This is a genomic window from Streptomyces sp. NPDC058663 (assembly GCF_042716745.1).
Lineage (GTDB): Bacteria > Actinomycetota > Actinomycetes > Streptomycetales > Streptomycetaceae > Streptomyces.
In genome coordinates this window covers 104,921-120,172 of record NZ_JBHXRV010000026.1, presented here as the reverse complement: position 1 = coordinate 120,172, position 15,252 = coordinate 104,921, and the positions used below count along the sequence as shown (strand labels likewise).

13 protein-coding genes and 1 pseudogene are annotated in these 15,252 nt (G+C 70.6%); 6 read left to right on the top strand and 8 right to left on the bottom strand.

The window, feature by feature from the left end:
• Positions 1-100 precede the first annotated feature (100 nt).
• Together ACFWVV_RS20515 and ACFWVV_RS20510 are read right to left on the bottom strand one after the other, a co-directional pair.
• On the bottom strand, positions 101-919 hold the full coding sequence (locus ACFWVV_RS20515; protein ID WP_384353121.1) for a hypothetical protein: 819 nt from the start codon (positions 917-919) through the stop codon (positions 101-103).
• 255 nt (positions 920-1,174) lie between these two features.
• The gene (locus ACFWVV_RS20510; RefSeq protein ID WP_384353118.1) at positions 1,175-2,377 is read right to left on the bottom strand and encodes an MFS transporter; all 1,203 of its coding nucleotides are present in this window, start codon (positions 2,375-2,377) and stop codon (positions 1,175-1,177) included.
• Positions 2,378-2,415: 38 nt separating this feature from the next.
• Here ACFWVV_RS20510 and ACFWVV_RS20505 point away from each other — a divergent pair, with 38 nt between their 5' ends.
• From ACFWVV_RS20505 to ACFWVV_RS20490, 4 genes are all read left to right on the top strand, one after another.
• Entirely contained in the window at positions 2,416-3,012 is a 597-nt protein-coding gene (locus ACFWVV_RS20505) for a CGNR zinc finger domain-containing protein (RefSeq protein WP_384353115.1), read from the top strand.
• 382 nt (positions 3,013-3,394) lie between these two features.
• Positions 3,395-5,752: an FHA domain-containing protein gene (locus ACFWVV_RS20500; protein WP_384353112.1), complete on the top strand. Its 2,358-nt coding sequence runs from the start codon at positions 3,395-3,397 to the stop codon at positions 5,750-5,752.
• A 9-nt stretch (positions 5,753-5,761) separates the two neighbouring features.
• On the top strand, positions 5,762-6,352 hold the full coding sequence (locus tag ACFWVV_RS20495; RefSeq protein WP_384353109.1) for a hypothetical protein: 591 nt from the start codon (positions 5,762-5,764) through the stop codon (positions 6,350-6,352).
• A 6-nt stretch (positions 6,353-6,358) separates the two neighbouring features.
• Positions 6,359-7,342: a serine/threonine-protein kinase gene (locus ACFWVV_RS20490; protein ID WP_384353106.1), complete on the top strand. Its 984-nt coding sequence runs from the start codon at positions 6,359-6,361 to the stop codon at positions 7,340-7,342.
• A gap of 15 nt (positions 7,343-7,357) precedes the next feature.
• Here the strand turns inward: ACFWVV_RS20490 and ACFWVV_RS20485 are convergent, their stop codons facing one another.
• Positions 7,358-8,635 carry a streptophobe family protein gene (locus ACFWVV_RS20485; RefSeq protein ID WP_384353103.1) on the bottom strand — a complete coding sequence of 426 codons (1,278 nt, stop codon included), beginning with the start codon at positions 8,633-8,635 and terminating at the stop codon, positions 7,358-7,360.
• A gap of 146 nt (positions 8,636-8,781) precedes the next feature.
• On the opposite strand from ACFWVV_RS20485, the gene ACFWVV_RS20480 reads away from it, so the two are divergent.
• Positions 8,782-10,116, top strand: coding sequence for a DUF6777 domain-containing protein (locus tag ACFWVV_RS20480; RefSeq protein ID WP_384353100.1), 1,335 nt, complete (start codon positions 8,782-8,784; stop codon positions 10,114-10,116).
• Positions 10,117-10,257: 141 nt separating this feature from the next.
• On the opposite strand, the pseudogene ACFWVV_RS20475 reads toward ACFWVV_RS20480, so the two are convergent.
• Together ACFWVV_RS20475 and ACFWVV_RS20470 are read right to left on the bottom strand one after the other, a co-directional pair.
• Positions 10,258-10,561 (bottom strand): annotated as a pseudogene (locus ACFWVV_RS20475) (GNAT family N-acetyltransferase); the annotation flags it as partial.
• An 875-nt stretch (positions 10,562-11,436) separates the two neighbouring features.
• Positions 11,437-11,880 (bottom strand): hypothetical protein, encoded by a 444-nt coding sequence (locus ACFWVV_RS20470; protein ID WP_384353097.1) that lies wholly within the window; start codon positions 11,878-11,880, stop codon positions 11,437-11,439.
• 242 nt (positions 11,881-12,122) lie between these two features.
• Between ACFWVV_RS20470 and ACFWVV_RS20465 the strand changes: the two genes are divergently transcribed.
• Entirely contained in the window at positions 12,123-12,851 is a 729-nt protein-coding gene (locus ACFWVV_RS20465; RefSeq protein WP_384353094.1) for a lactate utilization protein C, read from the top strand.
• On the opposite strand, the gene ACFWVV_RS20460 is transcribed toward ACFWVV_RS20465, so the two are convergent.
• The 3 genes from ACFWVV_RS20460 to ACFWVV_RS20450 are packed head-to-tail and all read right to left on the bottom strand — an operon-like array spanning position 12,841 to position 15,116.
• Positions 12,841-13,092, bottom strand: coding sequence for a hypothetical protein (locus ACFWVV_RS20460; protein WP_384353091.1), 252 nt, complete (start codon positions 13,090-13,092; stop codon positions 12,841-12,843). The two genes, ACFWVV_RS20465 and ACFWVV_RS20460, sit on opposite strands and share 11 nt — an antisense overlap.
• A gap of 11 nt (positions 13,093-13,103) precedes the next feature.
• Complete coding sequence (locus ACFWVV_RS20455; protein WP_384353088.1) at positions 13,104-13,847, bottom strand: hypothetical protein; 744 nt, start codon at positions 13,845-13,847, stop codon at positions 13,104-13,106.
• Between the two features lie 3 nt (positions 13,848-13,850).
• Positions 13,851-15,116, bottom strand: a complete 1,266-nt coding sequence (locus ACFWVV_RS20450; protein WP_384353139.1) for a helix-turn-helix domain-containing protein — start codon at positions 15,114-15,116, stop codon at positions 13,851-13,853.
• Positions 15,117-15,252: the final 136 nt, after the last annotated feature.

Sequence of the window (15,252 nt, the reverse complement as noted above, 5' to 3'; positions counted from 1 at the left end):
AGCTACCTCGCCGGCCTCCACCTCCGCGCCTCGATGATCTGGATCGACGACCTACTGAAAACCACCGATTGATCACGACATCACACAGGCCCTAGGGTTCTCAAGGCAGGTGCATCTCGTCATGGCGCGCCTGTATACGCGCGATGACGCGCTCCTGTCCCAGCTTCTTGGCTTGGCGGAGCTTGGCTTCGGCACTGAGTACGGGAGCCCAGAGCAACCAGCCCCACAGGCTGAAGTCCAGCACTCCGCTCCACACCAGTGCCTTGTTCATGCCGACCGAGGCGACGAACGTCAGCACATAAGCTGCGACCCGGTGTGCGAGAAGCAGGCGCAGTGGTGCGTTCCTGGCCCCCTCGAGCAGCTCAACCGCCGCCGCAAGTTCAGCGGCCCGGAGGTCTTCCCCTGTGTCCTCGCTCGTCTCGCCCCGAGCGGCTCGCTGCAGGGCGCCGGTGACCAGCACGCTCTGCTCCGCCGTAGCTGCCTCTTGAGCTTGCCCGTGAGCAGCGGCCAGGTTCAGGTCGGCCCAATAGCCCCGTCCCGCCCAGCCCGTCGCATCATCGACTCGCTCGCGCTCGGCTGACCCGGGCGGGGCCAGCTCTTCGATTCGTTCCTGCAGAACCACCGCACGGCGCGCCCGCCCCGGGTATTCGAAGGAGTCGGACCTCAGGCACAGTTCCAAGTACGACACCATGAGCCCGAGATCGTCTTCCGCTAGGGCGAGGCCTTTGCGATACGCGGTCTCAGCGTCACGGTCATGATCGTCGTCGTCTTCTGCGGCGTGTGCCTGTCCAAGCCAGCGAAAGAGAACCGGGTCCGGTCCGGACTCCTTGAGCCCCGCCTCAGCCGCTGTTCTCACAGCCTCATAGCCCCCCACTGCGAAGAGCTCCGCGCATCTCTCCACGTACTGCTTCCGTTCCACGTTCCTACCCCAGCCGTCCGAGCAAGCGCCTTCTGATGTACTTGGCACTGCACTCAATCACCGCTTGATCACGAACACCAGGTGCATTGTGCGCCCGGCAGCTGAAGCCGCTCCTCGACGCCCGGCTCACCCGCGGCCGTCGCGGCTACCCACTCCAGGCGCCAACTTGGGTTCAGTGATCGTTTAAGGCTGGCTGTCCGGGGAGACGGTAGGGGAGCCAATACGCGCGTACGGCGCTCCTGCGCTGAGCCCCCCTCAAGTCGACATCATGCTGACCTCAGACGAGTTGGCTGTTGCTGAGGGGCTCACGAAGAAGGCCAGTGCTGCGAGGGCCGCCACGCTCGCTGCGAGTGCCAAAGTGCCTGAGAGGGACCTAGTCGCGACTGGTCCGGCAATTGCTGCCCCCAGGGCGAATCCGGTGATCTTCAGGCTGGCGCCGGTGGTGAAGATCTGGCCTCGCAGGTGATCTGGGGCCTCCCGGTGACGGACTGCGAACAAGGCGGCCAGTTGGGGGCCTTCCCCAATCCCCATAATGAGTACGGCCACGATGAGTACGACTGGTTGACCCCAGGCGGCCAACGCCAGTGCGGCAGCCTGGACAAGGGCACTGGCCCAGATGATCGTGTCGGGGGCGACTGAACGCGGGAACCCAGCAAGTACGACGTTGGCCACCAAAGCTGCGATCGCCACGCAGGAGAGCAGCACCGCACCGCGGCTGGCCCCGCCCAGAGCACGTTCGCCGAGGAGCGGGATGCACGCCATCAGCATTCCCTGCGCGATGCAGGAGCCGGTCGAGGTGAGAGTGGCCCGAGCCAAGGACGGTCTTTCGAGGATGCCCCGTACTCCGGCAACAAGTGCGCTGGTCACCGAAGTTGCCGGCACTCCCAGCACTCGGCCGGGGCGGGCGGGCAGCATCCACGCGGCGGGCAGCGCCAAGGCGATGAGCACCACAGAGACCACCACGGCCATCGGGGCGCCCAGCGCCTCTGCCACGCCGCCAGCAAGAACCGGACCGGCCAGACTCGCCATATTGAACGTCATGGCATCGAGCGCATTCGCCCGAGGCAGGTGGTCACCCGGCACCACACGCGGAAGTTGGGCCGTCCATCCCCCCGACAGGGCCGGGCCCAGCAGCCCTGTCACCGCTGCGATAAAGATCGTGACAGCGAACGGCCACCGCCCTAGTCCCCCAAGAACCATCCCCAGCCCCACCGCATAAAGGACGAGGGCCCCAGCCAGCAGGCGCCCCGGCCGATCTGCTCTGTCGAGAAGCGCCCCAAAAATCGGCCCTCCTACCGCGGCAGAGACCGTGATGCCCGCGAGCAGCGACGACGCGGCGACGGTCGATCCGGTCAAAGCAAATGCTGCCAGCATCAGCGCCGGTCCTGACATCTCGTCCCCGGCACGGGCTGCCACCGCACCGACGAGATAGAAGCGAAGTGAGTAACGCTTTTTCATCAGAAAGACGTTACGGATGTAACTCAAAACTTAGCAAGATGCGTTACATTTTGCTGGTGTCATTCCACAGCGACGATTGGTCCACCCGGCACTCCGTGCTGACCACAGCCCGGCGCACCGCAGCCCTGATCAACGCCCTGGCTGACGACTGCCCCGACCCCACCGACGTGGCCGACGTACTCCGTGACTACGGCGAGACCGTCCCCATCGACCTCACCACCCGCGACGTTGCCGGGATGCACGCAGCCGCCGCACTGCTGCGGCCAGTCTTCGCCGCTCAGCACGCCGATGACGCCGCGGCCACCCTCAACCAGCTCTTGGTGGACCACACCGGACCGCTCCGCCTGACCTCGCACAACGGCAGCACTCCCTGGCACCCCCACCTCGACAGCGATGACAACGCCCCCTGGGACGAGTGGCTTCTCGCCTCGTCCTGCATGGCCCTGACCGTTCTCGTCTGGGACCGCCAACGTCCGCCCGGCAGGATCTGCGCATCCCCCACCTGCCAGAACGTCTTCATCACCCAGGGCAGCGGCCCGGAGCGTCGCTACTGCTCCCGCCGATGCGCGACCCGCGAACGAGTCGCAGCCCATCGACACTCCCGCTCCACCGAGCAACCGAAGGAAGCCGAATAGGGCGCCAACGTCCAACGCAACATCGTTCAACCTTCGATGAGAATCACTCAACCTTCAATGCGACGGGTCACGAGGCTGTCGGACGAACGGTGGGCGGGCGCATATTTCGCGTTACCGCAGTTCTCGCAGTCGCCGCCGGTGTCCAGCCGGATCCCGTCGTCTCACCGCCGGCCCGAGTGCGTCTGACGCTGCACCACACCGCGCCAGGTCCCACCCGCGGGGCCGCCGCGTCCTACGGCAATTGCCACGTCATGAAGTGCGGGTTCGGCCGGCATCTCGCCACCCTGGCCTATTTCGAACTAGTACTGGCAGATCTTTGCACTAGCGCAAAGATGCCGTCGGTAGCGCGCGCAAATGGAGCCCCCTGACTAGACTTTCGAGCATGGGACAGCGGCCTGTGGCGGCGACTGCGCCCGAGCTCGTCTTCGAAACCGATCAGGGTTCGACTGTGATGAGGCCGGGCCGGGATTACCACGTCGGTCGCGACCCGCTGAGCGACATCGTCATCGACGACATCCGGGTCTCCTGGCACCATGCGGTGCTGCACCCGGAGGCCGGTCACTGGCTGCTGGAGGACGAGCACAGCACCAACGGCACGTACACCGAGGGCCGCCGCATTCATGAGGCCGACGTCGGTGCCGGCAGCGTGATCCGGTTCGGCAGCAACTCCGACGGGCCGCGCGCCCTCCTCGTGGGCACCGAACCGCCGCAGGCCGTCTCCCGGACACCGGAGCGGCCTTCGGCGGTCTCGATGCCCGGAGCGACAGGCACGTTCCGGCAGCCGACGACCGTGCGGCCGCTGCCCGCGCGCACCGTTCGCATCGGCCGCGGCAGCGACAACGACCTGGTCGTCGACGACCTCGTCGCCTCGCGTCGGCACGCCGAACTGCGCGCCCTGGCGGACGGGACGTACGAGATCGTCGACCTCGGAAGCCACAACGGCACCTTCCTCAACGGAACACCGGTGGACCACGCCCCCGTCGCGGCCGGGGACATCGTGGGTATCGGCCACTCGGCGTTCTGCCTGGTCGGGGACGAACTCCAGGAGTTCGTCGACACCGGTGAGGTCTCGCTCGACGTGCAGGACCTCGCCGTCACGGTGGACCACGGCCGCAAGACGCTCCTGGACGAGGTGGCCTTTCCCGTCGGAGAGAAGTGCCTGCTCGCGGTGGTCGGGCCGAGCGGTGCCGGCAAGTCCACCCTGCTGAACGCGCTGACCGGACTGCGCCCCGCCGACCGGGGCAGGGTCCTGTACGACGGCCGTGACCTCTACCGCGACTTCGCCGAGCTGCGCCAGCGCATCGGCCTCGTACCGCAGGACGACATCCTGCACGCGCAGCTGACCGTCCGCCGCGCCCTCGGATACGCCGCGGAGCTCCGCTTCCCGCAGGACACCGCGGCAGCGGAACGACAGGCCCGGGTGTCCGAGGTGATGGGTGAACTGGGCCTGGAACAACGCGCCGACCAGCCGATCCACAGCCTCTCGGGAGGCCAGCGCAAGCGGGTGAGCGTGGCTCTGGAGCTGCTGACCAAGCCGTCGCTGCTTTTCCTCGACGAGCCGACCTCGGGCCTCGACCCCGGCATGGACCGTTCCGTCATGCATATGCTGCGTGGCCTCGCCGACGACGGCCGGACGGTCATCGTCGTCACGCACAGCGTGCTGAGCCTCGACGTCTGCGACCGGCTCCTCGTCCTCGCACCGGGCGGGCGCATCGCCTACTACGGTCCTCCGGACGAGGCGCTGGCCTTCTTCGGCTTCGAGGAGTGGCCGGAGGCGTTCGAGGCATTCGAGAACGACCGCGACCGCGACTGGGCGGGGCAGTATCAGGAATCCACTTTCCACCGCCAGTACATCCTGAACTCCACGGCCCAGCCGCGACTGCCGGACGTCCCGGCCGCGGCGACCGTCGCCCCGCCGCCGAAGACGAGGAACTGGGGCGGTCAACTGCGCACACTCGTACGCCGGTACGCGGCCGCTCTGAGCGCCGACCGGACCTTCCTGGTCATCATGATCGCGCTCCCGTTCGTGATGGGAGCGATGGCCCGCGCCCTGGCGGGCAGCGAACTGACCCGGGAAACGGCGATGAACGCCCTGCTCATCCTGTGTGTGGGCGGCGTGCTGACGGGCGCCGCCAACGCCGTGCGGGAGCTGGTCAAGGAGCGGGTGATCTACCAGCGGGAGCGTGCGGTCGGGCTGTCCAGATCCGCGTACCTGATGTCCAAGGTCGTCGTGCTCGGCGTCATCACGGTCCTGCAGGCCGTCGTCCTGACCCTGGTGGGCCTTGTCGGCGTCGACCTCAACGCGCCGGGCGGCAAGGGTGTGCTGCTGCCTCCCCTGGTGGAGATCACCGTGGCCGTCGCCCTGCTCTCCTTCACCGCGATGATGCTCGGCCTCCTGGTGTCCGCGCTCGTGCGCAAGGAGGAGGTCACCATGCCGTTGCTGGTCCTCCTCGCCATCGTCCAGGTCGTGTTCTGCGGGGCCCTGCTCACACTGCACGGAGTGATCGGCGTCGAACAGCTGGCGTGGCTGGTGCCGTCGCGGTGGGCGCTGGGAGCGATGGCGGGAACGATCGACCTCGGCGCGGTCGTCCCCGGCGAACTGACCTCCGATCCCCTGTTCGCGCACTCCGCCGGGGTGTGGCTGCTCAACATGGGGATGCTGGTGGTGCTGTCGCTCGTCTTCGGATACCTGGTCGCGAAGCTGCTGCGCCGCCATGAACCCGCCATCATGCGGAAGTAGGGGCGGCCCATGGCGACTCCGGAGTTCCGACCGACCCATGTCGTCCCCCCGGACGGAATGCCCGCCTGGGAGGCTCCCGACGTCTCCCGGCCGACGGCGCCCCTCGACCCCCTGCTGCCCGTGCAGCTTCTCGACCGGCGGGGCGACTGGGGGCTCATCGCGTGCGCCAACGGGTGGTCCGCGTGGATCGACGGCAGGCTCCTCGTCGCCGTACCGCAGACTCCGCCGGCCGGCCGGCAGCCCCTCGCCCGCACGGCGGATCCCGGCCCCCTGCTGGCCAGGGTCGACGAGGCGCTCCACCAGTACCGGCGTGCCGCGCAGGAGCTGGCGGACGGCCGCCTCGACGGCGAGAACTTCCGGCTCCGCACGCAGGGGCTGCGCGTGGGCGTGATCGTCGACGGCGAGTCCGTGTGGCTGTACGACGCGGAGCACGAACGCTGGGTGTACTGCGACGGGATGCAGCTCAGTACGTACGCGGCGTCGGCGGGGCCCGGACCGGGCAGGGCCGGGGAAGCCGGGCCGGAACCGACCCGCGTCGTCCCGGACCCGGGTCCGGCCATGGGGCCTTCCGCAGGACCACCGACCCGGTCGGCCGGGTGACCCGCGATGGCCGGGCTGCCCGCCGGAAGGCCGCACGACCTGCTGGGGAAGCAGGTCGCGGGCTACCTGGTGGAGAGCGAGATCGGCCGTGGCGGCATGGCCGTCGTCTACCGCGCCAAGGATCTGCGGCTGGACCGCACGGTCGCCCTCAAGCTGCTCGCACCGGAGCTGGCGCGCAACGACACCTTCCGGCAGCGGTTCACGCACGAGTCCCGGGTGGCCGCCGCGATCGACCATCCGCACATCGTGCCGGTCTTCGAGGCGGGCGAGACGGAGGGGCTGCTCTACATCGCGATGCGCTTCGTGGCGGGACAGGATCTGCGGGTCCTGATCGACCGCCGGGGCCCGCTGCCGCTCACCACCGCGATCCGCATCACCGCGCAGGTGGCGTCCGCGCTCGACGCCGCCCATGACCACGACCTGGTCCACCGCGACGTCAAACCGGGCAACATCCTCGTCGCGGCGGGCACGGACAGCGACCACCCGGAGCACGTGTACCTCACCGATTTCGGGCTGACGAAGAAGTCGCTGTCGCTGACCGGGTTCACGACCGTGGGCCAGTTCGTCGGCACGCTGGACTATGTGGCTCCTGAACAGATTTCGGGGCGGCCGGTGGACGGACGGTGCGACGTCTACAGCCTCGCCTGCGTCGTCCACGAGACACTGACCGGCACCCCGCCCTTCCGGCGGGACGACGACATGGCCTTGCTCTGGGCGCACCAGTACGACCCTCCGCCGCCGCTGAGCGAGGAGCGCCCGGGGCTGCCGGCCGAGGTCGACGGCGTACTGGCCCAGGCACTCGCCAAGAGTCCGGAAGACCGTTACGACTCCTGTCTGCAGTTCGTCGCCGCCCTGCGTGCCGCGGCCTCGGGTGCCGGCCCGGGCGCCCATCCACCGACGCGGGTCGAGGGGAGCCCCGCGCCCTGGAGTTCCGGCGCCGTCGAACCTCCTCCGCCGCCACCCCGCTGGGCTGTGCCGGTCTTCCCCTAGCGCCTTTCGAAGCCCCTAGGCCGAGCGGTCACGGACCCTTCGGCGGACCTGTGCGGCGAGCAGGCCGCCCAGGAGCCCGGCGACGGCGCCCCAGAGGAGGGCGATACCGAGCGCCGACCAGAGGCGCGGGCGCAGGAGCACTTCGCCGCCGAGGCCGCCGCCCACGTCACCGAGGCCCAGGAGTGAGAGGCCCAGATGGGCGGAGACCCGGGCGACCAGGCAGCTGAACAGCACCGTCAGGGCGAGGGCGAGCGCCATGTGCGCTGCGTGCTGCCAGGCGCGCGTACGGGCCGGTGAGCGGACCGCCATGAGGAAGGCCGCCGCCAGGACCGCTGCAGCGGCGACGGCGACCAGCCACCACGCTCGGCCGTCCTGTGCGGCGAGCGTACGGACGTTGATCGTCGAGATGTCGGGCGTACGGAGCACCGAGTCGAGGACCTGGGGCATCGGCAGTCCGAACGGGCCGTCGGCCTTTCCCTCCCAGGATGCTCCGAGCCCCAGGGTGAAGGCGAACCACACCAGGTTCGGCAGCCCCAGCACGATCACGGCGAACGTCTCGGCGGGGTGTCCGCGTGTCACCACGACGGCAAGTCCGACGATCAGGCCCAGGGCCACGTAACCGAGGAGCAGCACGGCCATGGCGTGGGCCGCGGGCCGCACCGGTTCCTGGAAGCGCAGCAGCCGGGCGGGGAGGGGGGCTCCGCGCGACACCAGCAGGGCGAGCACGAGGACACCGGCCAGCCACAGCAGACCGAACAGCAGGGTGAGCGGGATGTCGGCCCTGAAGCCGACGGTGGGCGCGGCATCGAGTACGTCGTCGAGGAGGCCGCCCGTGGGGTCCTCGAGCGGGAGGGCGAAGGTCTGCCGGGCCAGGAGCGAGAGCACGAGGAGGGCGAGGAGCCAGAGCGCCGCGACCCGGGCGGCCCAGCCGGCCAGCTCGCGGGTACCGGCGACAGCCCGGTGGCGCAGCGGCCGGAGGAAGCCCGTGGCGACGGCGAGGGCGCCGACGAGCGTCACGGACAGCGGCAGCACCGAGAGGTCTGCGTTCGTCTCGGCGAGTGCCCCGGCATTGCCGGACACCGCGACCGACCCGCCTGCGGCCATGACGACGACGGCCGCGACGACGTGTGGGAAGGCGCCTCCGGGGAGCTGACCGGCCCCGGCGGCCCAGAGGCCGAGGGCCGCGACGACGATCATGGCGAGCATCCCGGCGAGCACCGCCACGAGGGCGTGGGCCCAGCCGTGCGGGGGACGGGACACGCCAGTTCTGCCGGTGCTTCGCGGGCTGCTCACGCTGCCACGGTATGCAGCGCCGGAGGACTCCGCTCTCTGGTGTGGGCCGACCGCGTCCGCTTGCGGGCCGCTGGGGTACAAGGCACACAATGACGCGTATACCCATCATTATGGGGACTGGTTCCCGGTCGTGGGAAGAAGAGCCTGTGAGTGAGCAGACACCATCGTCCGGCCGCCCGGCAGGGCCCCCCTCCGGCCCGCTGTCGGGCCCCTCCCCGTCAGGTCCGACCCCGCCGGGCGCCCCGACCGGTCCGCCACCGGGCCCGCCCAGTGGCGGAGAACTGGGAGCGCCCGGCTCGACCGGCGGTTACGGCGGCAGGGGCAATGCCGGGGGTGACGATTCCGGCGGTGGCAGTTCGGGCGGCGGGAGCTCCGGTGGCGGCGGTACCAGCGGCGGCGGACAGCCGGCCGGCGGTGGTCCCGGCCGGGCCTGGTGGCGGTCCGCGCCCCGGGTCGCGGTCATCGCGCTGGCCCTGGTGGCAGCTGTCGCCGTCGCCGTCGTCCTGACCCGTCCCGACGGGAGTACGAAAGCGGGCGGCGGCGAGGTGTTCCTCCAGGCCGCGGGCTCCTCTGGCCAGGACCCGTTCACCGAGTCCACTGCCGCACGACAGCCGGAGGCGTCCGCGACACCGACCGCCGTGCCGAGCTCCACCGCCACATCGGACACCACCCGTGTGGTGGAGGGGTCGGCCCCCGGGTTGTACGGCGGGACCCGTCAGACCGCCAGTTGCGACGTGGAGAAGCAGATCACCGCGCTCTCCGACGCACCGGACAGGAACCGCGCGTTCGCCTCGGCCCTGAGCATCGAGCCCTCCGGGGTCCCGGGGCATCTGCGCTCGCTGACGCCAGTCCAGCTGCGGGCTGACACCCGGGTCACCAACCATGGGTACAAGGACGGTTCCGCGACCCCCTACCAGGCGGTGCTGCAGGCCGGAACCGCCGTCCTCGTCGACGACCGCGGAGTGCCCCGGGTGCGGTGCGCCTGCGGCAATCCGCTGCTTCCGCCAGCCGCCCAGGAGAACGCCCCGCAGCTGAAAGGCGCCGCCTGGCCCGGCTACCGCTCGTCGGACGTCGTGGTAGTGACCCCGTCCACCACCGTCGTGAACGTGTTCGTCGTCTTCGATCCGAAGGCCGGGGACTGGTTCGCGCGCGAACCCGGCGACACCGGGAAGGCCGACAAGAAGACCGAACCGCCGGCCACCACCTCGCCCTCCCCGTCCACGTCCGACCCCGACTCACCGTCCGACCCCGGTTCCCCGTCCGATCCGCCGTCGGACACGCCGTCCTCGGATGCACCGCCCCCCGACGACCCGTCGCCCGCCCCCTCCACGGAAGCGCCGACGACGGAGGCACCCACGTCCGAGCCCCCGCCGCCGCCGTCCGAGGAGCCTCCGGCCTCGCCCGCACCGCAGTCCGCACCGCAGTCCGCACCGCAGTCCGCCCCGCCGCCGGGCGGTTCCCCCGCCTCACCCGTCGTGTGAGGCGGCTGCACCGCTACGGCGTGGCGTGAGCGGCCGCGGCGCGCCGCAGTGACTGTTCCCCGAACGGAAGGCTGGCGTGACGCGAGCGAGGAAAGCGGCGAACGCTGTGGCGGTGCTGACCAGCAGCGCCACCAGGGCCCCTTCCCGGGTGCCGATCACGCGGAAGCCGACGCGCTGGTGGACGGCGAGGCTGGCGGTGTTCTCGGGGAAGACCCCGGCCTGGATGGTCCAGATCCCGGCCTGCTCGGTGGAGGCGACCAGGGCCTTGAGCAGGGTGGAGGCGATACCGCGGCCGCGGGCGGCGGGGTGGACGTAGACGGAGTGCCGTGACCACGCCCGCGTACGCGCACCGGTCGGAGACCTTGCTCGCGGCGGCCCAGCCGAGCACTGTCCCGCTCTCGTCGGGAGCGGCGAAGCGGTGCTGGGGCAGCTTCGCGGCGTCGAACACAGCGCGCCCTTCGCGCACCATGCCGCGGCGCCGATGGCGACGGCCGCTATGGGATAGGCGCGGGCCTGACGGCCGCCCGGGTCGGCAGGCTGCTCGCTCATGGCCTTCGCGATCTCGGCCAGGGCCTCTGGGCCCATCCCGTCCTCGATGAACTTCCGCTGCTCCGCGGTGAGAGCGGGCCCTGTCTGCGCAGGAGCACCCGGCCGGCCCACCGGCGCCAGCAGTCGTCCTGGCTTGTTTCGCCCCCTCCCCGTGTGACTCTCCCCGGGATCGGCCGCGCGGGGTCAGCACGGGGACGCGTGCATCGCGGAGGGGTCCGGCCATCAGCGGCCAGACCCCTCGACGGGCGGATGCCTATCGAGGCGTGGTCACATCCACGGTTGCCTCCCGCAACTCCACTTGCGACGAAGCTGAGTTGTTCGTCCTCTGTTGGTGCCAGGGGAAATGTCCGCGGTCCGCTGCCGTTCGGGCCGACGGGCCGGCGGGCCGGCGGATGCCGGTCAGCCCGGCTGGGCTGTGACCTCCGCGCGTTCAGCTCTATCGTCCGCCGCCCCGACCGCCGGGCGGGGTCGCGCCTGTTGGGGGCGCGTGTCGAACCGCTCGCGCCGGGCCTGAGCCAACCCGCACCCCCCTCCGCTGCAAGTGCCAGGTGCGGCGCGGTCGAGCGTCGGCTCGATTCGCCAGACTGGTTGGTGCGCTGGGACGCAGCCCGGCCACCTGGCGTGCCCGCAATCGGTGCGCACCACCGGGGCGGCACGGCGGCCAAGCCGCGTTCGCCGAACTTCACGCGCGGCGAGACCGACGCCGAACAACCGAAACGGCCCGCCGACGAAACCGACGGACCGTCACGAAAGAGCGAAGCTACTTCGAGGCTAGACCCGACCGTCGACGCAGTAGCCGGCGCGGTAGCAGGTCCGTCCTTCGAGGTACGTCCCGTTTTCGTCGGTCATGTAGACCCAGATGTTGTCGGACCCACCGACGACGTTCGCGTCAAGGGTGAAGTTCGCCGGCCCCGATCGGTTGCACCAGCCGCTGGTGCTCTTAACGTCCAGTGTGGTGCTGCCTGCAAACGCCCGCACGTAGACCCGCCGACAGATGTCGGCCTTGAACGATCCGGCGACGTCGACCGTCCGGTTGGACCAGGTGGCCACGCCCTTGTAGTAGCTCGCCCCATAGTCAATCGAGAAGGTGGCGGAGCCGGCGGCGGCCGCGGGCGTCGCCGCGAAGGCCATCCCGGCAACCGACGCGACTGCGGTCACGGCCACGCTGACCTTCCTCGTGCCGCTCTTCACCTTCGATTTGCCCTTCAAGCTCACCAGTCCCAGCCATCCATGACAACCTCCCAGGTTCTTCGAGTAACGGGTGTCGCAACCCACGTACTCACCGTCGCCCGGAGGCGACCGTCTCGGATCGGGGCAGTGAACGTTGCTGCCATTGTTCGGCAACACCACTGAACCACACGTGGACCTCGCGTCGGCAAAAATTCCGGCCAACTCCCTGAAAATGGGCAGGACTTGCTCACGGTCCAGAAGGCCGCCCGGGGACGAAGGGGATCGTCATGCACTTCGCCCAGGCCGCACAGGCCCCCGTGCAGCGTGAGGCCGATGCCCCGCCCGGCGCGCCTCAGCCTCGAACGAAGGAGGCCAGAGCGCGGCGCTGTTCTTCCTGCCGGGCGGTCCTGGACCGCATCCGCCAGGCATTCGTTGAGGCGCCCCTCGCCCCCGAACCCACCCGCGACTACCTCGCCACCCACACCCCGGACGACCCTGCCCCGGTCCTCGCTCTCCTCCACGAGAACCTCACCGACTACCGGGCGATCGTCCACCGCTCCACGCACGCCCAACTCCCCGCCCTGACGGCGGAGCTGCTCGAACGGCACGGTGCCCGCACGGTCGCCGTGCCGTCCGGACTGCCCGCCGCATGGCTCGGCGCGTCAACGGCGAAGCAGCGCCACGACGAGGACGCCTCGCTCACCCCCCACGACCTGGACACCACGGACGCCGTGGTGTCCGGCTGCGCGCTGGCCATCGCCGAGACCGGCACGCTCATCCTCGACGGCAGCCCCGGCCAGGGTCGCCGCGCCCTCACTCTCGTCCCCGGCCTGCACCTCTGCATCGTGCTCGCCGACCAGGTCGTCGCCTCCGTGCTGCAGGCCCTCCCTCGCCTGGATCCGGCCCGCCCTCAGACATGGATCTCGGGCCCCTCCGCCACCAGCGACATCGAACTCGACCGCGTCGAAGGCGTACACGGCCCGAGACAGCTCGAGGTAGTGATCGTCAGCCTCTGAGAACGAGGTGGCCTGTCCCACACTGCATGACCGGGTTCTCCATGTAGCCCAGCTCCCCGGTGGGGTGGACGGTCCAGATCTCGTGGTCTTCCAGCCTGCACAGGACGTCGCGCTCGGTGAGGCGTCCTCCGCAGGTCTCGCAGGCGAAGCCGCCGTCGCTGACCGCGTACAGGGCCCCCAGTCCGTCACACGGCGTGCAGAGGAGCGTGTGCATCTCGTGGATGCGGCTCTGGGTGGTCATGGTGCCGCCTTTCAGAGGGTGGCGCGGGGGTAGGGGAGTCCGGCGTAGAGCGCGAGTTGCAGGCCGGACACGTGCTCGCGGAACTGCCGGAGCGCGGCCAGTTCCCCGTACGAGTCGTTGTCGCAGTCCGTGTAGCCGTCCATGGCCAGCTCCATGCCCTCGATGGAGGCGATGGGGTCGGTGCCGCGGCCCAGGGTCCCGGCCGCGTTGACCACCCAGACCTCTCCGCTGTCGAGGTCGATGCCCTCGGGTGAGAGGAGGCGTCGGCATCCGTCGCACTGGAAGTTGCCATCGGCCCGCAGCCCGTACAGGGCATCGCATTCACCGCAGAAGATCTTGATCATTGCTTGCCTCTCTGACGTCCCTTGTGCGGTCCTGGAAGGCCGGGGCGCGCCCGTGGTGGGCGCGCCCCGGGTGGGGACAGGAGGGGTGGCTTCATCGATGTCGAGGATCAACGCGACAACGCGCTTGGCGACCTCTTCCAGGCCGTCAAAGGCGCTGGTGCAGTCGAAGTACTCCGTGAGGGAGGTGGGCTCGGCGCGCTTGTCCGCGTGGACGTAGAGGTCGCCCTCGTGGTCCACGCCCACGATGAACCGGGCGCCGTCCAGGGTGGTGATCTCGCCAGTCGCGCCCCAGTAGCCGGACTCTGCGTGCCAGTCCTCACCGAGGAGCTTCACCGCTTGGCGTGCGGTGTCCGAGAGGGAGAAAGGGGTGGCTAAGCGCTTGCTCAGCGTACGATAGTCGAAGTTGCTCATCGGTCACCCGGTCTGTCCAGAGTCCGAGTCTGTGATCCAGCGCCCTTGTGCGGAGTCGTGCACGTACGCCGGCCTCCCCCTGGTCCCGCTCGTGCGGAACGGCTTCCCGCCGTCCGCGATCCGCACCGTCCCCGTACGGCCCCCGGCGCTCCACTCCAGCTCCAGGTACCAGCGGCAGTCGCAGCCCGCCGTCCGCGCGGAGACCAGCAGCTCCTCGGGGTCGTAGGAGGTGACCTTGTACGGGAAGGAGACGGCCGGGATCTTCCGGACCTCGGCGCCGGAGGCGTCAAGGCCGTCGACGGGCCTCGCGAGCGGGCGCGGCCGGTCGAGGTCCACGGCGAAGTGGCGCGGGGTGACGGCGCCGCCACAGCCGTTGTCCATCCGGTACGCGTTCCACGGCAGCGGCGCGGCGCGGTCGACCACGCGCACGTGCAGGGCATGGAGGACGACGGCGTCGGACGGCGACCGGCCCTGGACCGTGATCCGCACCAGCGCCTCCCCGCCGTGCACGGCACCGTGCGTCCCGGCCCACGTCCCGGAGTCGGCCGCGACCGGCGGCGGGCCGACCGCGCGGGGGGCCCGGTCCACGAGGTAGGTGTGCCCGCAGCCGCCCTCCCAGAGCTGGGAACCAATGCTCCAGGTGAAGGGAAGGGGGGCCGCGGTCCGCCCCGGAGCGGTGGAAGCGGGAGCGGGGGCGGAAGCCGTACGGGTGGGGTGGCCGAGCAGGGCGGCGGCGAGGGCGAGCACGACGAGGGCGACGGCGACGGCGACGAGGAGGGGAGCGGGGACGCCACGACGGGGACGGGCGCGGGGCGCCTCCGGCTCGGACAGATCCGCGGCGTACGGGCCCGGTGCGGACGGGTCCGGCGCGGACGGATCCGCGGCGGACGGGGCCGGCGCATTCGGGCCCGGGGCGGGGCCGGGGCCGGGGTCCGGTTCCGGCGCGGACGGTTCCGGGTTCGATTCCGGCGCGGCCGACACGGCCGGCACAGGCGTGGGCGCGGGCGACGCCGCTCGGCGGCGGGCGCGGTCCGCCTCCGTCCAGGCCGCCTCCAGGGCCCGGCGTTCCTCCTCGTCCGCCCCGCACAGCAGGGCGAGGCGGTCGACCACGGCGAACTCCTCCGGGACGGTCGCGCCCGAGCAGTAGCGGTGGAGGGTGGACGCGCTGACGCTCAGCCGCCGGCCCAGCGCCTCGTAACTCCTCCCGTCCCGCGCCTTCAGCGCGCGCACGAGCCCCGCGAACTCCTCGACGGCGGCGTCCTTCAGCATTCCATCCCCCTCGACCCTGCGTCCCATCCTTCACGTCCTTGCACGTCAGCGGGGGTGGAATGGTTCCGGGACGGCTGGTGGGCGCGTGATCGTTGCAGCCGGCGGGCACCGGCCCCACGCTGGTTGAGCACTGACC